Genomic DNA, 23,263 nt, shown 5'->3' with positions numbered 1-23,263 from the left:
TCTCCGTTTTTCCGCTGTCGGAAAGTGCGTCTGCATGGTGCATGCGTGGCTCCCGGCACACAGCGAGGACTCCCCATGAAAGACGGCATCCACCCGAACTACCGCGACGTCTGTTTCGTCGACCTGTCCAACGGTTTCCAGTTCGTGACCCGCTCGTGCGCCCCCGGCCGCGAGAAGATCACGCTGGAAGACGGCCGCGAACTGCCGCTGTTCAAGCTGGAAACCACCAGCGAAACGCACCCGTTCTACACGGGCACGCAGAAGAGCATCGACAGCCTGGGCGGCCGTGTCGAGAAGTTCCGCAACAAGTTCAAGGTCGGCATCAAGAAGTAATCCAGCCCCCTGGAGCTACGCACATCACGTGCGCAAAAAAGGCAGCCAGAGCTGCCTTTTTTTATGGTCTGACCACGTTCACCCCCTTCGCCATTCGTGTCCGCGCACTCCCCTAACCCCGCCCTCGTGACGCAACGTGCCGTGCAGCGTCTGCCGCGTCTCGCGTTGCTGTTGCTGTGTGCTGCTTATGTCCTGCCGGGCGTGTTCGGGCGCGACCCCTGGAAAAACGCCGATATCACGGCGTTCGGCTACATGACGAGTCTGCTGCGAGGCGAAGCGTCCTGGCTGCATCCGTCCATCGCGGGATGGGCGGGCACGGAGGGGGGTGTCCTGCCCTACTGGATCGGCGCGGCCTTCATGAAGGTGCTGACGCCCTGGATTGATCCAGCGCTCGCAGCACGCCTGCCCTTTGCGCTGCTGTTGACCGCCACGCTGGCCCTGGTCTGGTATGCCACGCTGCACCTCGCGCGCACCGAAGCGGCCCAACCCCTCGCGTTTGCCTTTGGCGGCGAGGCCCATCCGGTGGACTACGCCCGCGCGGTCGCCGATGGTGCGCTGCTCGCGCTGATGGCCAGCCTGGGCCTGCTGCAACTCGGCCACGAAACCACGCCGGAGCTGGTCCAGCTCGCCGGCATCGCCCTCCTGCTCTATGCCTTGGCCGCCAGCCCCTACCGTCCGGCATCGAGCCGCTGGGCCACCCTGTTGGCACTGGCCACGCTGGCGGCCAGCGGTGCCGCGACCACCGGGCTGCTGATGGGCCTGGCCGGCAGCGTCGTGTGCTGGCGCTCCAGCTACGCGGATTCACGCAAGCTGGTGCCATGGCTGCTCGGCTCCTGCGCCGTGGCCGCGGTCATCGGCACGCTGCTCGGCGCCTGGGTCTGGCGGGTCACGCCGATGCTGGACGTGATGGCGCTGCCCAAGTTGATCGCGTGGTTCACCTGGCCGGTGTGGCCGCTGGCCGCCTGGACGCTTTGGCGCTGGCGCCGGCAATTGCTCAAGCGCCACCTGGCGGTGCCGCTGGCCCTCGTGCTGGTGGCCCTGCTCGCCAGCGCGTCGATGGGCGCCTCGGACCGCGCGCTCATGCTGGCCCTGCCGGCGCTGGCCGTGCTGGGAGCGTTTGCGCTGCCGACCTTGCAGCGCAGTGTCAGTGCGGCCATCGACTGGTTTTCGGTGTTTTTCTTCACCCTCAGTGCGCTGGTCATCTGGGTGGTCTACGTGGCGATGCACACCGGTGTGCCGGCACAGCCCGCCGCAAACGTCGCCCGCCTCGCACCCGAATTCGTGCCGCAGTTCAGCCTGCCCGCCTTGGGCCTCGCCAGTGTCGGTACCGTCGCGTGGCTGGCGTTGGTCCGCTGGCGCACCGGGCACCACCGCCACGCCCTCTGGAAAAGCCTGGTGCTGCCGGCAGGTGGTGTGGCGCTGAGCTGGCTGCTGCTGATGACGCTGTGGCTGCCGCTGCTGGACCACGCCCGCAGCTACCGCCCCTTGGTGCAGCGGCTGGCCCTGCACCTGCCGACGTCCGGCTGCGTGGCGACACAGAACATCTCACGCAGCCAGCTCGCCGCGCTGGAAGTCCACGGCAACTGGCGCTTGTCGCTCGATCCACGGGCCACCGATTGCCGCTGGCTGCTGATGGGCCTCCAGGAGCGCATCAATACCCCCCCGCCGCTGCAGCAGACACCCGCACTGCCCGGCTGGACACTGGTCGCCCGAGAGCGGCGCCCGTCCGACCGAGACGAGGTCATGCTGGTCTATCGGCGCCCCTGAGTGGCGCCGGCACCCGCACCCGCGAGGCCGGAAAGGTGATGCGGAAGACAGAGCCCTTGCCGGGTTCACTGTCCAGCTCCAGCTCGGCACCGTGGCGCTGGACCACATGCTTGACGATGGACAGGCCGAGCCCGGTGCCGCCCGTCTCGCGCGAACGGCTGCCATCGACGCGGTAGAAACGCTCGGTCAGACGCGGCAGGTGTTCGCGCGCGATGCCGATGCCACTGTCACGGACCTCGAACGTGCCGCCGCCCGACGGCCGCAGCGTCCAGTTCACCGACACACGCCCGCCCTCCGGCGTATAGCGCACCGCGTTGCTGGTGAGGTTGGTCAGCGCCGACAGCAGCTCGGTGCGGATGCCAGCGATGTCGGCTGCCTGCGCACGCAAGGTGGCCTCGTCCGGAAACTGGATCAGGTGCCGGCCGCGGGACAGGCCGCGCGCCTCCACCTCGATCTGCTCCAGCAGCTCCCGCGTGGACACCCACTGGTCCGCCGACGGCTGCGGACTGCCCTCCAACTGGGCCAGAGTCAGCAAATCGGCCACAAGGGTCTGCATCCGGTGGGTCTGTTGGCCCATCAAACCCAGCAGGCGCTGTCGATCCGCTTCGCCCAGCGGCAGATTCGCCAGCGTCTCGACAAACCCGACCAGCACCGTGAGCGGCGTGCGGATCTCGTGTGACACATTGGCCACGAAGTCGCGGCGCATGGCTTCGGCCTGCATGCGCTCGGTGACGTCCTGCGTCAGCAACAGACGCTGGCCTTCGCCATAGGCGCGCACCAGCAGCGACAGGGACAGCCGGGACTGGTAGTGCGGGAGGCTGATGGCTTCGCTGCTTTCTCCGGCCTGCAAGCCAGTCACGAAAGCGGGAGAACGGACCAGATTGGTGATGCGCTGGCCCAGATCGCGCTGCGGATCCAGCCCCAGATGCACAGCACCGATCTGGTTCAGCCAGGTGATCTGCTCGTCCGCATCCAGCAGGATCACGCCGTTGGGCGAGGCCTCGATCGCCCGCAGAAACTCGCCCAGCCGCTGCCGCTCGGCTTTCAAGGCCAGCTCGCGCTGGCGCAGGGCACGCTCAGTGCGGTAGGCCATTTCGCCCCAGAGTTCACCGTCACGGGGGGCATCGCCTTCCAGATTGCCGCGCAGCCAGGCCACCAGCCGCCCCGCCCGGCGCGCATCACGCCAGCCCGACAGCAGCAGGCCAAACACAGCCCCTGCCCAGGTGCCCAGCACAGGGGCATGCAGGCGCAACCCGATCAGGCCGCCCACCATCGCCATCAGGCTCATGAGCAGCAAGGAGGCGAACAAACGCCGCAGGACTAGGCTCATTTCAGACGGTGGGAGCAGAGTGGGTGAGTCGGTAGCCCGCGCCACGCACGGTCTCGATCAACTGCGCGCAATGTACCGGCAACAGGGCCTCGCGCAAACGCTTGATGTGGACATCGACCGTCCGTTCCTCGATGAACACATGGTCACCCCAGACGCGGTCGAGCAGCTGCGCGCGGCTGTGTACGTGCTCGGGATGGGTCATCAGATAGTGCAGCAGCTTGAACTCGGTCGGACCGAGCCGGCATTCCGCCTCACCGCGGCCTACCCGGCGGGTGATCGGGTCGAGCCGCAGGCCACTGATCTCGATGACTGTGTCGGTCGCCATCGGCGCCCGCCGGCGCAGCACGGCTCGGATGCGTGCCAGCAATTCACCCGGCGAAAACGGCTTGACCAGATAGTCGTCCGCGCCCGCGTCGAGGCCGGTAATCTTGTCTTTTTCTTCGGCCCGGGCCGTGAGCAGGAGAATGGGCAGCTCCCGCGAGCGCGGCGCAAGCCGCCAGCGCCGCGCCAGCTCCACGCCCGACGCCCCCGGCAGCATCCAGTCCAGCAGAACCAGGTCGGGCAGCACGGCGTCGATGGCCGCCTGTGCCTGTTCCGCAGAGGCCGCCAGCACCACATCGAACCCGGCATGTCGCAGGTTGATCGCAATCAGCTCGGCAATCGCCGATTCGTCCTCGACCACCAGCACACGGGCCATGTCACCGCACCATGTCGGCCACTGCGTCCGGCGTGTTGTGCCGCACATCGGTGCCCTTGACGATGTAGATGATTTGCTCGGCGAGGTTCTTGGCATGGTCACCGACCCGCTCGATCGCCTTGGCCACGAACACCAGGTCAATCGAGACCGAAATGGTGCGCGGATCTTCCATCATGTAGGTGATCAGCTTGCGCAGCAGGCCATCGAACTCACGGTCGATCTCATCGTCCTGGCGGATCACGTCAAGCGCCTGGTTCACGTCCAGGCGGGCGAAGGCATCCAGCGCCTTGCGCAGCGACGCGGTCGCCAGGCTCGCTTCGACCGACACATCCGACACGGGAAAACGAAGCCGACTCGACGCCGCCGATTGCACCAGCCGGATCACCGTGCGGGCGATGCGCGCCGCCTCGTCGCCGACGCGCTCCAGGTTGCCGATGGTCTTGGAGATGGCGATCAGCAGGCGCAGGTCACGCGCCGTCGGCTGGCGCCGGGCAATGATGGTGGAGAGATCATGGTCGATCTCCATCTCCATCTGGTTCACCCGCTCTTCGACGCGGAGCACCTGCACGGCGATCTCCTCGCTGAACTGGGTCAGCGCCAGCATGGCCTGCGCCACCTGGGACTCGACCAGGCCGCCCATTTCGAGCACACGGGTGGAAATGCCGCTCAGCTCGGCGTCGAACTGGCTGGAGAGATGCTTGTCCATGGTGGGGGAACTCCGGCGATATAGGTTTTGGTGACAGACGCAAGAATCGCAACAATCAGTGTGCCGCGTTCGCGCTCAACCGAATCGCCCGGTGATGTAGTCCTCTGTTTCCTTTTTCCGGGGCTTCATGAAAATATCAGACGTCGGACCGAATTCGATCAAGTCACCCAGGTACATGTAGGCGGTGTAGTCCGAGCTGCGCGCGGCCTGCTGCATGTTGTGGGTGACGATGACCACGGTGTAATCGGATTTCAGCTCGTCGATCAGCTCTTCGATCTTGCCGGTGGAGATCGGATCGAGTGCCGAACACGGCTCGTCGAGCAACAGCACCTCCGGCTTGATCGCGATACCGCGGGCGATGCACAGCCTCTGTTGCTGGCCACCCGACAGGCCCGAGCCGCTCTTGTCGAGCTTGTCCTTGACCTCGTTCCAGAGTGCGGCCTTCTTCAGTGCCCACTCGACACGCTCGTCCATCTCGACCCTTGGCAGATTCTCGAACAGCTTTACCCCGAAGGCGATGTTGTCGTAGATCGACATCGGGAACGGTGTGGGCTTCTGGAACACCATGCCGACGCGGGCACGGATCAGCGAGATGTCTTCCTTGCTGGTCAGGATGTTGCTGCCGTCGAGCAGGATTTCGCCCTCGGCGCGCTGCTCCGGGTACAGCTCGAACATGCGGTTGAACGTGCGCAGCAGCGTGGACTTGCCGCAGCCGGATGGCCCGATGAAGGCGGTGACCTTCTTCTCGGGAATCTCCATCTGGATGTTCTTCAGGGCATGGAAGTTGCCGTAGTAGAAGTTCAGATTGCGCACCGAGATCTTGGTCTTCTCGACAGCGGCGTTGGCGGCCTTGGTGTCCATGGGCATCGGCGTCATCATTGTTTGTTGCGCAGGAAGGTACGGGCGACGATGTTGAGCGCCAGCACCCCCACGGTGATCAGGAACACACCCGCCCAGGCCAGCTTCTGCCAGTTCTCATACGGGCTCATCGCGAACTTGAAAATCGTCACGGGCAGACTGGCCATCGGCTCGTTGAGGTTGCTGGTCCAGAACTGGTTGGACAGCGCGGTGAACAGCAGCGGCGCCGTCTCGCCGGAGATGCGTGCAATCGCCAGCAGCACACCCGTCATCACGCCAGCGCGGGCGGACTTCAGCGTGATCGACAAGATCACCTTCCATTTCGGCGTGCCCAGCGCATAAGCAGCTTCGCGCATCGCGTTGGGAATCAGACTGAGCATGTTCTCGGTCGTGCGGATCACCACCGGGATCACGATCATCGCCAGTGCCAGCACGCCTGCGAAACCCGAGAAGTTACCGACCCGCGCCACCCAGATCGAGTAGACGAACAGGCCAACCACGATCGACGGTGCCGACAGCAGGATGTCATTGACGAAGCGCGTGATGCGTCCCAGCCAGTTCGACTGGCCATACTCCGCCAGATAGACACCCGCCATCACGCCGATGGGCGTGCCCAGCAGTGTGGCCAGCGTCACCATCGTCAGCGAGCCGAAGATGGCGTTCGCCAGCCCGCCGATTTCGGCCTGCGGCGGGGGTGTCATTTCGGTGAAAGTCTGCAGGTTCAAGCCACCGATGCCGAGTCGGACCGTCTCGATCAGGATCCAGATCAGCCAGAACAAGCCGAAGGCCATTGCCGACAGCGACAGCGTGAGCGCCACGCGGTTGACCAGCTTGCGCTTGCGGTGCATCGCGGCGCGCGATGCGTACAGGGCGTCGTGGCTCATCAGCGGCCTTCGCCTTTCTTGAGCTGAGACAGCAGCACCTTGGACAGCGATAGCACCACGAACGTGATGAAGAACAGCACCAGCCCGAGGTAGATCAGCGAAGCCTGGTGCAGCCCCTCGCCCGCTTCCGCGAACTCGTTGGCCAGCGCCGAGGTGATGCTGTTGGCGGCGTCGAACAGCGAGATGGAGTTGAGCTGGTTCATGTTGCCGATGACAAACGTCACCGCCATGGTCTCGCCCAGCGCGCGACCCAGTCCCAGCATGATTCCGCCCACCACACCGCTCTTGGTGAAGGGCAGCACCACCTTCCACACCACTTCCCAGGTGGTGGCGCCCAGTGCGTAAGCCGATTCCTTGAGCAGCGGTGGTGTGATCTCGAACACGTCGCGCATCACCGAGGCAATGAACGGGATGATCATGATCGCCAGGATGATGCTTGCCGCCATGATGCCAATGCCCACGGGCGGGCCGGAGAACAGATCCCCCAGCACCGGTACCCCGGAAAACACCCCTTGCAGCGGCTGCTGCACGTATTCGGCCAACAACGGCCCGAACACCATCAGGCCCCACATGCCATAGACGATCGACGGCCCCGCAGCCAGCAGTTCCACCGCGATGCCCAGCGGGCGTTTCAGCCACGACGGTGACAGCTCGGTCAGGAACATCGCGATCCCGAAACTCACCGGCACGGCGATCAGCAATGCGATGAACGAGGTCATCAGCGTGCCGTAGATCATCACCAGACCACCGTAGCGGTTCTGGACCGGATCCCACTCGCTCGACCACAGGAAAGACAGTCCGTATTCGCGGATCGCCGGCATGGCCCCCTGCAGCAGCGACACCAGAATGCCGGCCATCAGCGCCAGCGTGAGCCAGGCAGCCCCCTGCGCGAGCACCGCAAACAGCGGGTCGGCCCAGGCATGGCGTTTCACGGTCGGCAAGCTGCGCGCCTCGGTTTGCGGCCCCATGGTCACTTGTAGGCCACAGCCTTGCCGGAGGTGTCCTTGACCTCGCCCCACTGCTTGCGCACCAGCGCCTTCAGCGCATCCGGCAGCGACACGTACTCCAGCTCATTGGCCATATTGTCGCCATTGGCGTAGGTCCACTCGAAGAACTTCAACGAGGCCGAGCCCTTGTCTGCCTTGTCCTGCACCTTGTGCATCAGGATGAACGTGGCACCGGTGAGCGGCCAGGCGTCCTTGCCGGGTTGCTCGGTCAGCACTTGGTAGAAGGACTTGCTCCAATCAGCGCCCGCCGCAGCCGCCTTGAAATTGAGGTCGTCGGGGGCCACGAACTGGCCGTCCTTGTTCTTCAGCAGTACGTGGGACATCTTGTTCTGCTTGGCGTAGGCGTACTCGACATAGCCGATCGCGTTGGGCAGGCGCATCACGAAGGCCGACACGCCCTCGTTGCCCTTGCCACCAGCGCCAGCCGGCCAGTTCACCGCCGTGCCTTCGCCGACCTTGGACTTCCACTCGGCGTTGACCTTGGAGAGGTAGTTGGTGAACACGAAAGTAGTCCCGGACCCATCCGCCCGGCGCACGACCGAAATCGCCGCATCCGGCAGCGGCACGCCGGGATTGAGCGCGGTCAGGGCCGGGTCATTCCACTTGGTGATCTTGCCGAGGTAAATGTTGCCCAGCAGTTCACCCGTCAGCTTGATCTGGCCCGGCTGGATGCCCTTGATGTTGACCACCGGCACGACACCACCGATGACGGTGGGGAACTGGACCAACCCGTCCTTGGCGAGTTCTTCGTCCTTGAGCGGCATGTCCGTGGCACCGAAGTCCACCGTCTTGGCCTGAATCTGGCGAATGCCGGCACCCGAGCCAACCGACTGGTAGTTGATCTTGGCGCCGGTAGCCTTGTGGTAGGCATCAGCCCATTTGGCGTAGACCGGTGCAGGGAAGGTAGCGCCAGCGCCAGTGGCATCCTGCGCGGTGGCCAGCGTGGCCGTGGAAAGAAGCGACACCGCCACCAGAGCCTGACCGCAAACGCTGAATTTCATGAACTGTCCTTGTAGCTGAACCACGGCGCCTATGCCGACCGCACGCACTGTAATGTCATTGTGTGACATATTTGTGACCCCCAAAGAAAAACCCCCGGCACCTTGACAGCCCCGGGGGTCGACGCAAAAACAGCCACCGAGCGATTCAGTGGATCACACGCGCAGCGTCTGCGCCATGCGTTCGGCGCAAGTGCGCGCCACCTCGGCATCGCGCGCCTCCACCATGATGCGCAGCAGCGGCTCGGTACCCGAGGCTCGGATCAGTACACGCCCGCTGTCGCCGAGTTCGGCAGTGATTCGCTCCTGCTCGGCCGACAACGCCTGGTTGCTCTTCCAGTCTTGTCCGGGCGCCAGCCGGATGTTGAGCAGCGTCTGCGGGAACAGCTCGACACCGTCGAGCAGATCGGCCAGGGAGCGGCAGGAACGCTGTTGCGCCTGCAGCACCTGCAGAGCGCTGACGATGCCATCACCCGTCGTGTGGCGGTCGAGTGCCAGCAAGTGGCCGGAGCCTTCTCCACCAAGCTGCCAGCCGCGGCGGGACAGCTCTTCGAGGATGTAGCGGTCACCCACCTTGGCGCGCACAAACTCGATACCTTTGCGCTTGATCGCCACTTCGACCGCCATGTTGGTCATCAGTGTCCCGACCACACCCGGCACGGTTTCACCATGCGCCAGGCGATCGACGACCATCACATAGAGCAGCTCACCGCCGTTGTAGAGGCGCCCGGCCCCATCGACCACCTGCAACCGATCGGCGTCACCATCGAGGGCAATGCCGTAGTCGGCACGGTGCAGCTTCACGGCATCGACCAGCGCCTGGGGCGATGTCGCCCCTACGCCGTCGTTGATGTTGTAGCCATCCGGCTCGCAACCGATGCGGATGACCTCGGCGCCCAGCTCGTGGAACACATCTGGCGCGATGTGGTAAGCAGCGCCGTTGGCGCCATCGACCACGATCTTGAGCCCCTTGAGCGACAGGTCGTTCGAGAACGTCGATTTGCAGAATTCGAGGTAGCGACCCGGCGCATCGTTCAGCCGGCGCGCACGGCCGAGTGAACTGGAATCGGCCCAGAGCGGCTCGGCGGCGAGTGCGGCCTCGACTTCCTCTTCCCAGGCATCCGGCAGCTTTTCGCCGCGGGCCGAGAAGAACTTGATGCCGTTGTCAGCGTAGGGGTTGTGCGAGGCACTGATGACCACGCCCAGGCTGAGGCGCAGCGCACGGGTCAGGTAGGCGACACCCGGCGTCGGCAGCGGGCCGGTCAGCATCACGTCCACCCCGGCGGAGTTCAGCCCGGCCTCCAGCGCCGACTCCAGCATGTAGCCGGAAATGCGGGTGTCTTTGCCGATCAGGACCACAGGCCGTTCATGGGTCGCCCGCAACACGCGGCCTACAGCATTGCCGAGCCGAAGCACAAAATCCGGTGTGATCGGATAGGTACCAACCGCGCCACGAATCCCGTCCGTCCCAAAATACTTTCTGCTCATGTCGATGTCGTCCCGTGAGGCAATTCCAGATGAATCGCCCATGTTACCGACGCTTGACGACATTTCCTTAATCCTGGACAGGGACTCGCGCCACGCGTCACAGCAAACCGGCGGCTCTCCACACTTTGAGCGCGTCAACCGTCGCGTCCACATCGTGGACACGAAGGATCCGTGCGCCGCAGTGGGCAGCGGCAAGAGCCGCGGCCACGCTGGCGCTGAGTCGGTCCGCCACCGCCTTGCCGGTCACGGCGCCAAGCGATGACTTGCGTGACCATCCCGCCAGCACCGGATATCCAAGGTCCAGCAGCGCCTGCTGGCCGCGCACCAGCGCAAAATTGTCAGCCACGCGCTTTCCGAAGCCGATGCCGGGATCCAGCACGATGCGGCCGCGATCGACCCCGAGTGCCTCCAGGCCAGCCGCTCGTTCGGACAGGAAATCCCTGACCTCGGCGACGACATCGGCATGACAGGGCGCAGCCTGCATCGTCTGCGGCACGCCTGACATGTGCATCAGGCAGATGCCGCACTGCGGATGCCGGGCGACCGCCTCCACCGCACCCTTGGCACCCAGTGCATGGATGTCGTTGACGATGTCGGCGCCCAGATCCAGCGCCCGTTGCATGACCTCGGGTTTGCAGGTGTCGATCGACAGCGGAACACCCAGTGACATGGCCGCCCGCAGCACGGGTTCGATGCGTTGCCACTCCAGCGCCCACGGAATGGAGTCAGCCCCCGGACGGCTCGATTCGCCCCCGATGTCCAGCAGATCCGCGCCCTGACGCAGCAGCAGTTCGCAATGCGCCAGTGCTTCGGACGAGGAGGATCGCCCGCCATCGAAGAACGAGTCGGGCGTGACATTGACGATGCCCATGACCTGCACAGTCTGCAGGTCCAGCGCAAAGCGGGTGGTGGTCCACACTGGACTGGCGGACGTTGGGGCGGGTAACGGAAATGTCATCGTGGAATGCAAAACGGGGCTTGCGCCCCGTTTTTTCGGTATGAATCAGTGAATCTCAGGCCGGCGCTGTCGCGTTACCGGAACTGATGGACGGATTCGACGGTCCGCCGGGCGGCTTGTTGACCGAAGGAACCCAGTCCTTCGGTGGCTTCGGCGGGCGGCCGTTCATGATGTCCTCGATCTGGTCCGCGTCGATGGTTTCCCACTCCAGCAGTGCCTTGGCCATCACATGCATCTTGTCCTGGCTCTCCTCGATCAGGCGACGTGCCAGTGCGTACTGGTTGTCGATGATGCGACGAATCTCGGAATCGACCTTCTGCATGGTCTGCTCGGACATGTTGGTGGTCTTGGTCACCGAACGGCCCAGGAACACCTCGCCCTCGTTGTCCGCATACACCATCGGACCCAATGCATCCGTCATGCCGTAGCGCGTCACCATGTCACGGGCGATCTGGGTTGCACGCTCGAAGTCGTTGCTGGCGCCAGTGGTCATCTGGTGCATGAACACCTCCTCTGCAATGCGACCGCCGAACAGCACGGAAATCGTGGACAGCATGCGGTCCTTGTCCAGGCTGTAGCGGTCACCTTCCGGCAATTGCATCGTGACACCCAGTGCGCGACCACGCGGGATGATCGTGACCTTGTGAACCGGGTCCGTCTTGGGCAACAGCCGCGCCACCAGCGCATGTCCCGCCTCGTGGTACGCCGTATTGCGGCGCTCTTCCTCCGGCATGATCATGGACTTCCGCTCGGGGCCCATCATGATCTTGTCCTTGGCCTTCTCGAAGTCCACCATCTCCACCACCCGGCCATTGCGGCGGGCAGCGAACAGAGCAGCTTCATTGACCAGATTGGCGAGATCAGCGCCCGAGAAACCCGGAGTGCCACGCGCCAGAATGTCTGCGCGAATGTCCTGCCCGATGGGAATCTTGCGCATGTGGACATTGAGGATCTGCTCGCGACCACGCACGTCCGGCAGCGTCACATACACCTGACGGTCAAAGCGGCCAGGACGCAGCAAGGCAGGATCCAGAATGTCCGGGCGGTTCGTGGCCGCCACGACGATGACACCGAGGTTGGTCTCGAACCCATCCATCTCGACCAGCATCTGGTTGAGGGTCTGCTCGCGCTCATCATTGCCGCCGCCAAGACCAGCACCACGGTGACGGCCTACAGCATCGATTTCGTCGATGAAGATGATGCAAGGCGCATTCTTCTTGGCCTGCTCGAACATGTCGCGCACACGGGCCGCGCCAACACCGACGAACATTTCCACGAAATCCGAACCGGAGATCGAGAAGAACGGCACCTTGGCTTCGCCGGCGATCGACTTCGCCAGCAACGTCTTGCCGGTCCCCGGAGGACCGACCATCAGCACGCCACGGGGAATGCGGCCGCCAAGTTTCTGGAATTTCTGGGGATCCTTGAGGAAGTCGACCAGTTCCTTGACCTCTTCCTTGGCCTCGTCGCAACCTGCCACATCGGCGAACGTCACCGAGTTGTTGGTGTCGTCGAGCATGCGGGCGCGGCTCTTGCCGAAGCTGAAGGCGCCGCCTTTGCCGCCACCCTGCATCTGGCGCATAAAGTAGACCCACACGCCGATCAGCAGCAGCATCGGACCCCAGGACACCAGCAGACTCGTCAGCAGCGACGGCTCGTCGCGCGGCTTGACGCGGAACTTGATGCCATTGCTGATCAGGTCACCGACCAGACCGCGGTCCAGATAGGTCGCGGTGGTGCGGATCTTCTTGTCGTCGGTCGTCAGCGCTTCGATTTCGGCGCCGCCCGGGTTTTCCTGCAGCACCACCTCGCGGATGCGCTTGGAACGCACCTCTTCAAGGAACTCGGAGTACCCGATCTGGTTACCGGCCGTGGCCGTGCGGTCAAACTGCTTGAAAACAGTGAACAGCACCAACGCTATCACCAGCCACACAGCTACTTTGGAGAACCATTGATTGTTCACCGCGGCTCCTTCTTTGATTCGAACACGCCCCGGGTCGGGGCCTTGCGTGCCGCTTGGTACGCACCTACGCGGTAGATGAGGACGATTCTAGTGCAGTCAACCCCTCGACAAGCTGATGTTTGGGGGACAACCCTCTCCTTGAACAGGGCGGGCGTGCACTCTCGCACCCGAACTCAGCTTCTCTTGTCGGCACTCTTCAGACCCAGACCGACCAGAAAGGTTTCGGCCGATTTGTCACGAGACGCTTTGGGCTTGACAGGCTTGACCACGCGAAAATGGTCTTTGAACAACTGTACCAGCTGGCTATACCCGCTGCCGTGGAACACTTTGCAGACCAACACCCCGTCCGGCCGCAGATGGGACTGCGCAAACTCGATGGCCAGCTCGATCAGGTGGGCGATGCGTGCAGAGTCGGACACCTCGATGCCCGACAGATTCGGCGCCATGTCCGACACCACGACATCGACGGAGCGGCCGCCCAGTACATCTACCAGTTGCTGAAGCACGGCGTCTTCGCGAAAGTCACCCTGGATGAACCGCACGCCCTCGATCGGCTCGAAGTCAAGCAGGTCCAGCGCGATGATCGTTCCGTTGAGTTCGCCCGCCGCAGCCCCACCGATGCCGGCCTCCTTCGGTGCAAACCGGCGGCGCAGGTACTGGCTCCACGCACCCGGACACGCCCCCAGATCGACCACCACCTGGCCAGGTCGAAACAGGTGGAAGGTCTCATCGATTTCCTTGAGTTTGTAGGCAGCGCGGGCGCGGTAACCGTCGCGTTTGGACTGCCGTACATAGGGATCGGTCAGGTGCTCGTTGAGCCACGCCTTGTTGATCTTCTTGCTTTTACTGTCGATCTTCATATCGCAACGATAATAGCGGCATGGCTGCCATCCAATTGACTCCGGCCCAGCGCAAGGAACACCGCGCTGAGGCCCACCACCTCGACCCCGTCGTCATGATCGGGTCCGAAGGACTCACTCCTGCCGTTCTCAAGGAGATCGACTCTGCCCTCAATGCACACGGACTGATCAAGGTCCGTGTCTTCAGCGACGACCGCGCAGCGCGTGAAGCCCTGCTGGTCTCGCTGACCGACGAACTGGAGGCTGCGCCGATCCAGCACATCGGCAAACTGCTGGTGCTCTGGCGCCCGCTGCCGGCCAAGGAAGAACGTACCGGCTCACCCGATCGGCGTGCCTCGGCGCCACGCGTTGTAAAACTGCTGACCTTCTCCAAGAGCGGGTCGCAGCGCGCCCAAGTCAAGAAACTCACCATCTTCGGCAATCAGCGACTGACCGCAGGCGGCATCGTCAAGCGGTCCAAGAAGCGCCTGATCGGCACCAAGAAACGCGCACAAAGCAGCGAATAAGCCAACCGGGACCACACGCCCGCATCCGTCGTTGACGCAAAGACCCCGAATCCGGGGTCTTTGCGTTTCTTACTGCGGGTAACGCTTTATGCAAGGCGTTCAGTTCGTCCCGGCGCCGCGCCAGACCAGCGCCAGCAACAACAGACCCTTCAGCGCAAACATCACGCTGGAGATTCCGTGCAACGCACCGAAACTCAGGCGCGCCTGGCCGGCACGGGCGGCTTCGATCATCGGCTGCAGCGCAAAGTAGCCCAGCACAGTGCAGAACAGCGCGCCAAGCACCAGCAGCAGATTCACCGACAGCACCGAGCCCTGCCTGGCCCGCATCCGCGAAGCAGCCAATCGCCGCTCGATCAGGAACAGCGCAACGGCCAGCCCCAGCGCCGCATAGGCTTCGATGCGAAACATGTTGCCCGCCAGTCGCCCGGCGTCCACACGCTCCAGCCCGGCAAACAGCACAGGCGCCGCCACGGCAGCCAGGGTCGCCACCAGGCCCAGCCACAACGCAGCCAGCACCGTTCGGAATCGACTCAGCACGATGGGCCGCCGGATCAGGTGTAGCGCACTTTGATGATCTCGTAGTTCTTCGCGCCACCCGGCGCGTTCACTACCGCCACGTCGCCAGCTTCTTTGCCGATCAGTGCGCGGGCAATGGGTGAGCCAACCGAGATACGTCCGAACTTGATGTCGGCCTCATCCTCGCCAACGATCTGGTAGGTCACGGCATCACCCGAGGCCTCTTCCTCCAGATCGACGGTCGCGCCGAACACAATCCGCCCGCCTGCACTGAGTGTGCTTGGATCGATCACCTGCCCGACGGCCAGCTTGCTCTCGACTTCCAAGATGCGCCCTTCGATGAAGCCCTGCTTGTCCTTGGCTGCTTCGTACTCGGCGTTCTCGGACAAGTCACCCTGCGCACGGGCCTCGGAGATCGCATTGATCACCCAAGGCCGCTCCACGGTCTTGAGCCGGTGCAGCTCGGCTTTGAGCAGCTCGGCGCCGCGCTTGGTCAACGGAATCGTGGCCATGGTTCTTCTAACTCTCTCGCTCGGTGGTCGATGGCAGGGACAAAAACGAACCGCCGCCAGCTTCCCTGCGGAAGGCCGGCGGCGGCGACGGATCAGGACGTGGAGTTTAGATCAGTTCGGCGTGCAACTCTTGCAGGGAGACCACCGAGAGCCCGTCCTGGTGCTTGAGTGCCTCGGTGGCGGCTTCGCAGCCGGCCATCGTGGTGTAGTAAGTCACCCGATTCGCCAGCGCCGCGGTGCGGATGTGACGCGAATCGGCAATCGCCGTGCGCGTTTCGTCCACCGTGGTGAAGACGAGCTGGATGTCACCCGACTTGATGATGTCGGCGATGTGCGGGCGGCCGTCCTTGACCTTGTTGACGACCTTGACCGGGATGCCGGCGGCCGAGATGGCGCCCGCCGTGCCCTTGGTTGCCACGATGCCGAAGGCCAGCGCGTGCAGATCGCGGGCGATCGCCACCGCTCGGCCGTGGTCCTTGGTCTTGACCGAAATCATGACATTGCCACTGCGCGGCAGGCGTGAACCGGCCCCGAGCTGGCTCTTGAGCATCGCCTCGGCGAAGGTCTTGCCCACGCCCATGACTTCGCCGGTCGAGCGCATTTCCGGGCTGAGGATCGGGTCCACGCCGGGGAACTTGTTGAACGGGAAGACGGCTTCCTTGACGCTGAAATACGGTGGCACGACCTCATGCGGCACCTGGCCGTTCGGGTCTTTCTGGTCCGCCAGCAACTGCCCGGCCATGCAGCGGGCGGCGATCTTGGCCAGCGGCTGGCCGGTTGCCTTCGACACGAAAGGCACGGTGCGCGAAGCCCGCGGGTTCACTTCCAGCACGTAGACGGTGCAGGCATCCAGCCCGGCCGTCACGTCACCCTGGATTGCGAACTGCACGTTCATCAGGCCGATCACCTTCAGCGCCCGGGCCATCAGCGCGGTCTGGCGGCGCAGTTCGTCCTGCAGTACAGCCGACAGCGTGTACGGAGGCAAGGAACACGCCGAGTCGCCGGAGTGGACCCCCGCCTGCTCGACGTGCTCCATGATCCCGCCGATCATCACCGCGCCCCTGGCGTCGGCGATGCAGTCCATGTCCACTTCGACCGCGTCGTCGAGGAAGCGGTCCAGCAGCACCGGCGACTTGTCGGAGACGCGCACCGCTTCGCGCATGTAGCGCTCCAGGTCCTTGTCACCGTGGACGATTTCCATGGCGCGGCCACCCAGCACGTAGCTCGGGCGCACCACCAGCGGGTAGCCGATCTCGTTGGCCAGCGCCAGCGCAGCCTCTTCGGTGCGGGCGGTGCGGTTCGGCGGCTGCTTCAGGCCGACGGCGTGCAGCAGTTGCTGGAAACGCTCGCGGTCTTCGGCCATGTCGATCGAGTCCGGGCTGGTGCCGATGATGGGCACGCCGTTGGCCTCCAGATCCAGAGCGAGCTTCAGCGGGGTCTGGCCGCCGTACTGCACGATCACGCCGACCGGTTTTTCCTTGTCCACGATCTCCAGCACGTCTTCGAGCGTCACCGGCTCGAAGTAGAGGCGGTCCGAGGTGTCGTAGTCGGTCGAGACGGTCTCGGGATTGCAGTTGACCATGATGGTCTCGTAGCCGTCTTCGCGCAGGGCGAGCGCGGCGTGGACGCAGCAGTAGTCGAACTCGATGCCCTGCCCGATCCGGTTCGGGCCGCCGCCCAGCACCATGATCTTCTTGTTGGTCGTCGGCGCGGCCTCGCATTCGCCGTCCACGTTCTCGTAGCACGAGTACAGGTAGGCGGTCTGCGTGGAGAACTCGGCCGCGCAGGTGTCCACACGCTTGTAGACCGGGCGCACGCCCAGCACATGGCGGCGGCGGCGCAGGTCGTGCTGGTTGGTCCCCATCAGCTTGGCCAGGCGCTTGTCCGAGAAGCCCTTCTTCTTGAGGAAGCGCATCTCGTCGGCGCTCAGGCTGTCCAGCGTGCGGGCCTTGACCTGGGTTTCGGTGGCGACAATCTGCTCGATCTGGGCCAGGAACCACGGGTCGATTGCGGTTTCCTCGAAGATCTCGTCGAGCGACATGCCGATGCGGAAGGCATCGGCAACGAACAGGATGCGCTCCGGGCCGGCTTCGCCGATTTCCTGGACGATGTCCTCGCGGTCGGTCGACCGTTCGGTCAGACCGTCGATGCCGGTTTCCAGACCGCGCAGTGCCTTCTGGAAACTTTCCTGGAAGGTGCGGCCCATGGCCATGACTTCACCGACCGACTTCATCTGGGTCGTCAGCCTGGAATCGGCCGCCGGGAACTTCTCGAAGGCGAAGCGCGGGATCTTGGTGACGACATAGTCGATCGACGGCTCGAACGACGCCGGGGTCGCGCCGCCGGTGATGTCATTCTTCAGCTCGTCGAGCGTGTAGCCGACCGCCAGCTTGGCGGCGATCTTCGCGATCGGGAAGCCCGTTGCCTTGGAAGCCAGCGCGCTGGAGCGCGACACACGCGGATTCATCTCGATGACGACCATGCGGCCGTCCTTCGGGTTGATCGAGAACTGCACGTTCGAGCCGCCGGTGTCCACGCCGATTTCGCGCAGGATCGCGATCGAGGCGTTGCGCAGGAGCTGGTATTCGCGGTCGGTGAGCGTCTGTGCCGGGGCGACGGTGATCGAGTCACCGGTGTGGATGCCCATCGGATCCAGGTTCTCGATCGAGCAGACGATGATGCAGTTGTCCGTCTTGTCGCGGACCACTTCCATCTCGTACTCTTTCCAGCCGATCAGCGATTCCTCGATCAGCAGTTCCTTCGTCGGCGAGAGGTCGAGGCCACGCTTGCAGATTTCCTCGAACTCCTCCGGGTTGTAGGCGATGCCGCCGCCGGTGCCGCCCAGCGTGAAGCTGGGGCGGATCACCATCGGGAAGCCGCTGCCGCCGATGTCAAGCTGGATCGCCTTCTGGACGGCCCAGGCATCTTCCATCGTGTGCGCGATGCCGGATTTCGCGGAGCCGAGACCGATCTTGGTCATCGCATCCTTGAACTTCAGGCGGTCTTCGGCCTTCTCGATCGCGTGCTCGTTGGCACCGATCATCTCGACCTTGTACTTGTCGAGCACGCCGTGCTTGTGCAGGTCGAGGGCGCAGTTCAGCGCGGTCTGGCCGCCCATCGTCGGCAGGATCGCGTCCGGGCGCTCCTTGGCGATGATCTTCTCGACCACCTGCCAGGTGATCGGCTCGATGTAGGTCACGTCCGCCGTGTTCGGGTCGGTCATGATGGTCGCCGGGTTCGAGTTGACCAGGATGACCTTGTAGCCTTCTTCGCGCAGGGCCTTGCAGGCCTGGGCGCCGGAGTAGTCGAACTCGCAGGCCTGGCCGATGATGATCGGACCGGCACCGATGATGAGGATGGTGTTCAGGTCGCTGCGCTTAGGCATTGTTCTTCTCCGCCACGTGCTGGGTCATGAGCGCGGTGAAGCGGTCAAACAGGTAGGCAATGTCATGGGGGCCGGGCGAGGCTTCCGGGTGGCCCTGGAAGCAGAACGCGGGCTTGTCGGTGCGGGTCAGGCCCTGCAGGGTGCCGTCGAACAGGCTGACGTGCGTCGGACGCAGGTTGGCGGGCAGCGTGTCGGCATGGACCGCGAAACCGTGGTTCTGGCTGGTGATCGAGACACGGCCGGTGTCGAGATCCTTCACCGGGTGGTTGGCGCCATGGTGGCCGAACTTCATCTTGAACGTCTGCGCACCCGAGGCCAGCGCCATGATCTGGTGGCCCAGGCAGATGCCGAAGGTCGGGATGCCGGTTTCGATCAGCGTCCTGGCCGCGGCGATGGCGTAGTCGCAGGGCTCCGGGTCACCGGGGCCGTTGGACAGGAAGATGCCGTCGGGCTGGTAAGCCAGCACGTCGGCGGCAGACGTCTTGGCGGGAACCACCGTGACCTTGCAGCCGCGCTCGGCCAGCATGCGCAGGATGTTGCGCTTGACGCCGAAGTCATAGGCGACGACATGGAACTGCGGCGCAGTCTGCTGGCCGAAACCTGGCTCGCCATTCGCGGCGAACAGTTGCCACTCGGTCTCGGTCCAGACTTCCGGCTCGCGGCGGGTGACCACTTGCGCGAGATCCAGACCGGCCATGCTCGGCGCACGGCGGGCCAGCGCGACGGCCTCGTCGATCATCGCCTGCGTCACAGCGGTATCAGCCGGAAATCCCATGATGCAGCCGTTCTGGGCACCATGGGTGCGCAGCACGCGGGTGAGTCGGCGGGTGTCGATGTCGGCAATGGCGACGGTGCCTTCACGCACCAGATAGTCCGCCAGCGTCATCGACTGGCGGAAGTTGGAGGCACGGACGGGCAGATCCTTGATGATCAGACCAGCGGCATGGACTTTCGAGGCCTCGACATCCTGTTCGTTGACGCCGTAGTTGCCGATGTGCGGATACGTGAGGGTCACGATCTGCCGGCAATAGCTCGGGTCAGTGAGGATTTCCTGATAGCCGGTGAGCGCGGTGTTGAACACCACTTCGCCGACTGTGTGACCGGCAGCGCCGATCGAGGTGCCAAGAAAGACTGTGCCGTCTGCGAGTGCGAGGATAGCGGGGGGCAGGACGGGCAGCACGGGAACTCCGGATAGAGCGCCCCCAGCGCTGCTTCAGACCGGTCGGGCTCTGCGGATGGAGCACCGGCGACTAGCGCCATTCCGGAATCGTTGGGCAAGCATGCGACGCTGGGAAGCGTTGTTGGCAGACAAACCTGTGGATTATAGCCGTCCGGGGGTTTTCCCGGCCAAATGCTGGCATCAACGGGTCGGAATGTTCCCCTTACGAACCAATCCCCGCAGATCAAGGGTCACCGGATGCCAACCGGTACTAGTTGGCCGTCCTGGTTCCACCGGCTACCCCTCAATGGGGGAGCACCCGCCATTGCGGGTGTTTTCATTTGAAGCAGGGTTGCTATGGTGCAGACAGGAAACGACGAGGTGCTCAACGCCACGCCACCTTCCAATTTGCAACAACCTTCGACTGGAACGACACATGCAAAAGTCCCTGACTTCGATCGCTGCCACCCTGCTGCTGGCCGCCCTGGGCGCCGGCGCCCAAGCCCAGAACCTGATCACCAACGGCGACTTCGAGATGCCCGCGGTGGCCACCAATTCGTTCAACACTTACACCAATCTCGGCGGTTACGCTGCGACGCTGTGGGGTTCGGACTCCACCAGCGGCACCCACAAGATTGTGGATGCCGCCGACAACCAGTTCATGCAGTTCGGTGGCGGTGATTCAGCGTACACGGCCTTCGGCGTGACCACGGGTGGCGCTTACAACCTGAACTTCGACTACAGCGGTTCAGGTTTCTGGGCGCTGTACAACACGGGCACGTCCTTGTTTGAATCGACCGGCCCGCTGGTCCAGTTCAGCAGCGCAAGCACGACCAACAACACCAGCAGCCTCACGCTGGCCAGCAGCGGCAACTACAAGCTGTACTTTGGCTCGATCGGTGCCGGCCTGCCCGTGACCACCGACCTGCAACTGGACAACGTGTCGGTCACCGCCGTGACGCCGGTACCGGAACCCGAGAGCTACGCCATGCTGCTGGCTGGTCTGGGCGTGCTGGGTTTCGTCAGTCGCCGCCGCCACCTGCGTTGATGTGCCGCGCCCGAGAGGCGCTGCAGCCAGGGGCGCCCTGCGGGGCGCCCTTTTTCGTTCAGACCACGGCGTTCAAGCGTGCGGGTGCACGACCACCTTGCCCTTGACTTGCCGCGACGCCATGCGCTGGATCGCGTCCCGTGCACCGTCCAGCCCGACCCGTTCGCTGATCACTGGCCGGATGCGCCCTTCGGCGAACCACATGGCGAGTTGCTGCATGTTGGCAAGATGGGTCGTCGGATCCCGCCGGACCGCATCACCCCAGAACACCCCCATGAGCACGCGCTCCTTGAGCAGCGCCAGATTGAGCGGAATCTTCGGAATGGCACCGGCCGCAAAGCCGACGACCAGATACCGGCCGCGCCAAGCGGTAGCACGCAGCGCCGGCTCGGCATAGTCACCGCCCACCGGGTCGTAAACCATCTGAACTCCCTCGCCGCTAGTCAATGCATCGACGCGCTTGCGCAGATCCTCGGTGCTGTAGTTGACGGTTTCATCCGCGCCCACAGTGCGGCACAGCGCCAGCTTGTCCTCGCTGGACGCTGCAGCGATCACGCGGGCGCCCATCTGCTTGCCCAGTTCGATCGCCGCCAGCCCCACGCCACCCGCGGCCCCCAGCACCAGCAGCGTTTCGCCCGCCTGCAGGCGGCCGACATCCTTGAGGGCATGGAGTGACGTGCCATAGGTCAGCACCAGGGCGGCGCCGGTGTCCATGTCCATGCCCTCCGGCAGTGGCATGACCTGGCGGGCCAACACCACCGCCAGCTCGGCAAACGCGCCATGGCCGCAGAAGCTGATCACGCGCTGGCCGGGCTTCAGGTGACGCACCCCCTCGCCGACGGCCTCGACCACACCCGCCAGCTCGGCGCCCGGCGAGAACGGCAGCGCTGGCTTGACCTGGTACAGCCCCTGCACGATCAGGGCATCGGGGAAGTTGACCGACGCCGACTCAACCCGTATGCGGACCTCGCCAGGACCGGGTTCGGGCGTGGCCACCTCGCACACCCGCAGTTGGTCGATCGGGCCATAGGAATCGCAGATCAGCGCACGCATGGGCAAGGCTCCTTGGGGGTTTTGGCAAAGGCTGCAGTCTGCTGGCCGGTGGTCCTGCGGCTTGACTCCTACGTGACAGGCCAGCCCAGCACCAGTTGCCCGAGCCACCAGCCCACCGCCACCGCCGCCAATGCGCCCAGCAAATGCGCCGCGCTGTGCAGCACCGCCAGCGGCACTTGTCCCGACTGCAGCAGCAGCAGCGACTCGCCCGAAAAGGACGAGAACGTCGTCAACCCGCCGAGGAAGCCAGTGACGATCAACAGTCGACTGTTAGTAGCTTCTGGATGGAGACGAAACCAGACAAGCGCGAGGCCGATCAGGAGTCCGCCGACCACATTGACCACAAGCGTGCCGAGCGGGAAACCGGCGACAACGAAGCCCAGCCGCAGCCCGGCCTGCCAGCGCAGCAGCGCCCCGAGCGAGGCACCGAACGCGACCGAGGCCGCCTGGAGCAACGTCGGGTTCATGGGGTTCAGGCGCCGGTCGCGTTGCCTGAGACAATGCCCCAGCGCTGCAGTGCCGCGTCGTCGCTGACGCGGGCATCGACCCAGCGGGCACCTTCGGGCGTGGTTTCCTTCTTCCAGAACGGCGCCTCGGACTTCAGGTAGTCCATCAGGAACTCGCACGCTTGGAACGCCTCGCCGCGGTGCATTGACGTGACCGCGACCAGCACGATCTGGTCGGCGATCTGCAGGGGGCCGACGCGGTGGACGACGCGGGCGGCGCGGATGTCGAAGCGACGCAATGCCTCGTCGATCATCGCCTCGATGCTCCGCTCGGTCATGCCGGGGTAGTGCTCCAGCTCCATCGCGCGAATCGCGCCGGCGTCTGGCTGGCCGGCATGGCGGTCGCGCACGGTGCCGACGAAGGTGGCGATGGCGCCGACGCCCGCGTCACCGGCCCGCAGCGCAGCGACTTCGGCGGACAGGTCAAAGTCCTCGGTCTGGATGGACACCCGCGGCGTGGTCGTCGCCATGGCTCAGCCTCCGGTGACGGGCGGGAAGAACGCGACTTCGGCACCGGAGGTCAGCGCGGCCGACTCGGCGCACATCGTCTGGTTGAGTGCCGCACGCAACGCCCGGCCCCGCGCCAGCGCATCCGCATACGGCTCGCCACGGGCGATGAGCTGGTCGCGCAACTGGCCGACCGTCAGCGGCGCGTCGAACGACAGCGCCTCGCCGGCCCCGAGCGACTCGCGCAACGACGCGAAATACCGGATCTGGATCTGCATGCTC

Annotated in this window: 23 protein-coding genes; 4 read left to right on the top strand and 19 right to left on the bottom strand. The window is 64.4% G+C overall.

Annotated elements, in window-relative coordinates; genetic code table 11:
• Positions 1–75 precede the first annotated feature (75 nt).
• Positions 76–333: a type B 50S ribosomal protein L31 gene (locus RMP06_RS12205; RefSeq protein WP_310462049.1), complete on the top strand. Its 258-nt coding sequence runs from the start codon at positions 76–78 to the stop codon at positions 331–333.
• A gap of 126 nt (positions 334–459) precedes the next feature.
• Positions 460–2,100, top strand: a complete 1,641-nt coding sequence (locus tag RMP06_RS12200; RefSeq protein WP_310462048.1) for a hypothetical protein — start codon at positions 460–462, stop codon at positions 2,098–2,100.
• Here the strand turns inward: RMP06_RS12200 and phoR are convergent.
• The 11 genes from phoR to RMP06_RS12145 form a co-directional block, all read right to left on the bottom strand.
• Positions 2,075–3,430, bottom strand: coding sequence for a phosphate regulon sensor histidine kinase PhoR (phoR, locus tag RMP06_RS12195; protein ID WP_310462047.1), 1,356 nt, complete (start codon positions 3,428–3,430; stop codon positions 2,075–2,077). The genes RMP06_RS12200 and phoR overlap by 26 nt on opposite strands.
• Position 3,431: 1 nt before the next feature.
• Positions 3,432–4,127: a phosphate regulon transcriptional regulator PhoB gene (phoB, locus tag RMP06_RS12190; RefSeq protein WP_310462046.1), complete on the bottom strand. Its 696-nt coding sequence runs from the start codon at positions 4,125–4,127 to the stop codon at positions 3,432–3,434.
• Between the two features lies 1 nt (position 4,128).
• A complete protein-coding gene (phoU, locus tag RMP06_RS12185; protein ID WP_310462045.1) occupies positions 4,129–4,833 on the bottom strand; it encodes a phosphate signaling complex protein PhoU in 705 nt (234 codons plus the stop codon).
• Positions 4,834–4,908: 75 nt separating this feature from the next.
• Entirely contained in the window at positions 4,909–5,694 is a 786-nt protein-coding gene (gene pstB, locus RMP06_RS12180) for a phosphate ABC transporter ATP-binding protein PstB (RefSeq protein WP_409050157.1), read from the bottom strand.
• Positions 5,695–5,708: 14 nt separating this feature from the next.
• Positions 5,709–6,575 (bottom strand): phosphate ABC transporter permease PstA, encoded by an 867-nt coding sequence (gene pstA / locus RMP06_RS12175; protein WP_310462044.1) that lies wholly within the window; start codon positions 6,573–6,575, stop codon positions 5,709–5,711.
• Positions 6,575–7,543 carry a phosphate ABC transporter permease subunit PstC gene (pstC, locus tag RMP06_RS12170; protein ID WP_310462043.1) on the bottom strand — a complete coding sequence of 323 codons (969 nt, stop codon included), beginning with the start codon at positions 7,541–7,543 and terminating at the stop codon, positions 6,575–6,577. The genes pstA and pstC overlap by 1 nt, the downstream gene beginning before the upstream one ends.
• A gap of 2 nt (positions 7,544–7,545) precedes the next feature.
• Entirely contained in the window at positions 7,546–8,583 is a 1,038-nt protein-coding gene (gene pstS / locus RMP06_RS12165) for a phosphate ABC transporter substrate-binding protein PstS (RefSeq protein ID WP_310462042.1), read from the bottom strand.
• A 153-nt stretch (positions 8,584–8,736) separates the two neighbouring features.
• Positions 8,737–10,068, bottom strand: coding sequence for a phosphoglucosamine mutase (gene glmM, locus RMP06_RS12160; protein WP_310462041.1), 1,332 nt, complete (start codon positions 10,066–10,068; stop codon positions 8,737–8,739).
• A 97-nt stretch (positions 10,069–10,165) separates the two neighbouring features.
• A complete protein-coding gene (folP, locus tag RMP06_RS12155; protein WP_310462066.1) occupies positions 10,166–10,939 on the bottom strand; it encodes a dihydropteroate synthase in 774 nt (257 codons plus the stop codon).
• A 142-nt stretch (positions 10,940–11,081) separates the two neighbouring features.
• Entirely contained in the window at positions 11,082–12,989 is a 1,908-nt protein-coding gene (gene ftsH / locus RMP06_RS12150) for an ATP-dependent zinc metalloprotease FtsH (protein WP_310462040.1), read from the bottom strand.
• A 173-nt stretch (positions 12,990–13,162) separates the two neighbouring features.
• Positions 13,163–13,849: an RlmE family RNA methyltransferase gene (locus tag RMP06_RS12145; protein WP_310462039.1), complete on the bottom strand. Its 687-nt coding sequence runs from the start codon at positions 13,847–13,849 to the stop codon at positions 13,163–13,165.
• Between the two features lie 20 nt (positions 13,850–13,869).
• Between RMP06_RS12145 and RMP06_RS12140 the strand changes: the two genes are divergently transcribed.
• Positions 13,870–14,355: a YhbY family RNA-binding protein gene (locus RMP06_RS12140; RefSeq protein ID WP_310462038.1), complete on the top strand. Its 486-nt coding sequence runs from the start codon at positions 13,870–13,872 to the stop codon at positions 14,353–14,355.
• 99 nt (positions 14,356–14,454) lie between these two features.
• On the opposite strand, the gene RMP06_RS12135 is transcribed toward RMP06_RS12140, so the two are convergent.
• The 4 genes from RMP06_RS12135 to carA all read right to left on the bottom strand — a co-directional run bounded on the left by RMP06_RS12135 (position 14,455) and on the right by carA (position 19,948).
• Positions 14,455–14,892, bottom strand: a complete 438-nt coding sequence (locus RMP06_RS12135) for a DUF4149 domain-containing protein (RefSeq protein WP_310462037.1) — start codon at positions 14,890–14,892, stop codon at positions 14,455–14,457.
• Between the two features lie 14 nt (positions 14,893–14,906).
• On the bottom strand, positions 14,907–15,383 hold the full coding sequence (gene greA / locus RMP06_RS12130; RefSeq protein ID WP_310462036.1) for a transcription elongation factor GreA: 477 nt from the start codon (positions 15,381–15,383) through the stop codon (positions 14,907–14,909).
• A gap of 106 nt (positions 15,384–15,489) precedes the next feature.
• On the bottom strand, positions 15,490–18,768 hold the full coding sequence (gene carB, locus RMP06_RS12125; protein ID WP_310462035.1) for a carbamoyl-phosphate synthase large subunit: 3,279 nt from the start codon (positions 18,766–18,768) through the stop codon (positions 15,490–15,492).
• Positions 18,761–19,948 carry a glutamine-hydrolyzing carbamoyl-phosphate synthase small subunit gene (gene carA / locus RMP06_RS12120; protein WP_310462034.1) on the bottom strand — a complete coding sequence of 396 codons (1,188 nt, stop codon included), beginning with the start codon at positions 19,946–19,948 and terminating at the stop codon, positions 18,761–18,763. Before carA ends, carB begins: the two co-directional genes overlap by 8 nt.
• Positions 19,949–20,363: 415 nt before the next feature.
• Here carA and RMP06_RS12115 point away from each other — a divergent pair, with 415 nt between their 5' ends.
• Positions 20,364–20,975, top strand: a complete 612-nt coding sequence (locus RMP06_RS12115) for a PEP-CTERM sorting domain-containing protein (protein WP_310462033.1) — start codon at positions 20,364–20,366, stop codon at positions 20,973–20,975.
• Positions 20,976–21,047: 72 nt separating this feature from the next.
• On the opposite strand, the gene RMP06_RS12110 is transcribed toward RMP06_RS12115, so the two are convergent.
• The 4 genes from RMP06_RS12110 to RMP06_RS12095 form a co-directional block, all read right to left on the bottom strand.
• Complete coding sequence (locus RMP06_RS12110; RefSeq protein ID WP_310462032.1) at positions 21,048–22,028, bottom strand: NADPH:quinone oxidoreductase family protein; 981 nt, start codon at positions 22,026–22,028, stop codon at positions 21,048–21,050.
• A gap of 68 nt (positions 22,029–22,096) precedes the next feature.
• Positions 22,097–22,495, bottom strand: a complete 399-nt coding sequence (crcB, locus tag RMP06_RS12105) for a fluoride efflux transporter CrcB (protein WP_310462031.1) — start codon at positions 22,493–22,495, stop codon at positions 22,097–22,099.
• Between the two features lie 5 nt (positions 22,496–22,500).
• Complete coding sequence (locus tag RMP06_RS12100) at positions 22,501–23,004, bottom strand: molybdenum cofactor biosynthesis protein MoaE (protein ID WP_310462030.1); 504 nt, start codon at positions 23,002–23,004, stop codon at positions 22,501–22,503.
• A gap of 3 nt (positions 23,005–23,007) precedes the next feature.
• Positions 23,008–23,259 carry a MoaD/ThiS family protein gene (locus RMP06_RS12095; RefSeq protein WP_310462065.1) on the bottom strand — a complete coding sequence of 84 codons (252 nt, stop codon included), beginning with the start codon at positions 23,257–23,259 and terminating at the stop codon, positions 23,008–23,010.
• Between the last annotated feature and the right edge of the window lie 4 nt (positions 23,260–23,263).

Source organism: Sphaerotilus sp. (assembly GCF_031429695.1).
Taxonomy (GTDB): Bacteria; Pseudomonadota; Gammaproteobacteria; order Burkholderiales; family Burkholderiaceae_C; genus Sphaerotilus.
The sequence above is the reverse complement of the archived record's forward strand: the minus strand, read 5'-3'. Positions and strand labels throughout refer to the sequence as shown.

Bases quoted from the DNA above. Each gene is read 5' to 3' on its own strand.
- glmM (WP_310462041.1), bottom strand. From the start codon at position 10,068: ATGAGCAGAAAGTATTTTGGGACGGACGGGATTCGTGGCGCGGTTGGT.
- crcB (WP_310462031.1), bottom strand. From the start codon at position 22,495: ATGAACCCGACGTTGCTCCAGGCGGCCTCGGTCGCGTTCGGTGCCTCG.
- phoU (WP_310462045.1), bottom strand. From the start codon at position 4,833: ATGGACAAGCATCTCTCCAGCCAGTTCGACGCCGAGCTGAGCGGCATT.
- RMP06_RS12145 (WP_310462039.1), bottom strand. From the start codon at position 13,849: ATGAAGATCGACAGTAAAAGCAAGAAGATCAACAAGGCGTGGCTCAAC.
- phoB (WP_310462046.1), bottom strand. From the start codon at position 4,127: ATGGCCCGTGTGCTGGTGGTCGAGGACGAATCGGCGATTGCCGAGCTG.
- RMP06_RS12095 (WP_310462065.1), bottom strand. From the start codon at position 23,259: ATGCAGATCCAGATCCGGTATTTCGCGTCGTTGCGCGAGTCGCTCGGG.
- pstA (WP_310462044.1), bottom strand. From the start codon at position 6,575: ATGAGCCACGACGCCCTGTACGCATCGCGCGCCGCGATGCACCGCAAG.
- RMP06_RS12205 (WP_310462049.1), top strand. From the start codon at position 76: ATGAAAGACGGCATCCACCCGAACTACCGCGACGTCTGTTTCGTCGAC.
- pstC (WP_310462043.1), bottom strand. From the start codon at position 7,543: ATGGGGCCGCAAACCGAGGCGCGCAGCTTGCCGACCGTGAAACGCCAT.
- RMP06_RS12100 (WP_310462030.1), bottom strand. From the start codon at position 23,004: ATGGCGACGACCACGCCGCGGGTGTCCATCCAGACCGAGGACTTTGAC.
- greA (WP_310462036.1), bottom strand. From the start codon at position 15,383: ATGGCCACGATTCCGTTGACCAAGCGCGGCGCCGAGCTGCTCAAAGCC.
- RMP06_RS12140 (WP_310462038.1), top strand. From the start codon at position 13,870: ATGGCTGCCATCCAATTGACTCCGGCCCAGCGCAAGGAACACCGCGCT.
- pstB (WP_409050157.1), bottom strand. From the start codon at position 5,694: ATGGACACCAAGGCCGCCAACGCCGCTGTCGAGAAGACCAAGATCTCG.
- carB (WP_310462035.1), bottom strand. From the start codon at position 18,768: ATGCCTAAGCGCAGCGACCTGAACACCATCCTCATCATCGGTGCCGGT.
- phoR (WP_310462047.1), bottom strand. From the start codon at position 3,430: ATGAGCCTAGTCCTGCGGCGTTTGTTCGCCTCCTTGCTGCTCATGAGC.
- RMP06_RS12110 (WP_310462032.1), bottom strand. From the start codon at position 22,028: ATGCGTGCGCTGATCTGCGATTCCTATGGCCCGATCGACCAACTGCGG.
- folP (WP_310462066.1), bottom strand. From the start codon at position 10,939: ATGGGCATCGTCAATGTCACGCCCGACTCGTTCTTCGATGGCGGGCGA.
- pstS (WP_310462042.1), bottom strand. From the start codon at position 8,583: ATGAAATTCAGCGTTTGCGGTCAGGCTCTGGTGGCGGTGTCGCTTCTT.
- RMP06_RS12115 (WP_310462033.1), top strand. From the start codon at position 20,364: ATGCAAAAGTCCCTGACTTCGATCGCTGCCACCCTGCTGCTGGCCGCC.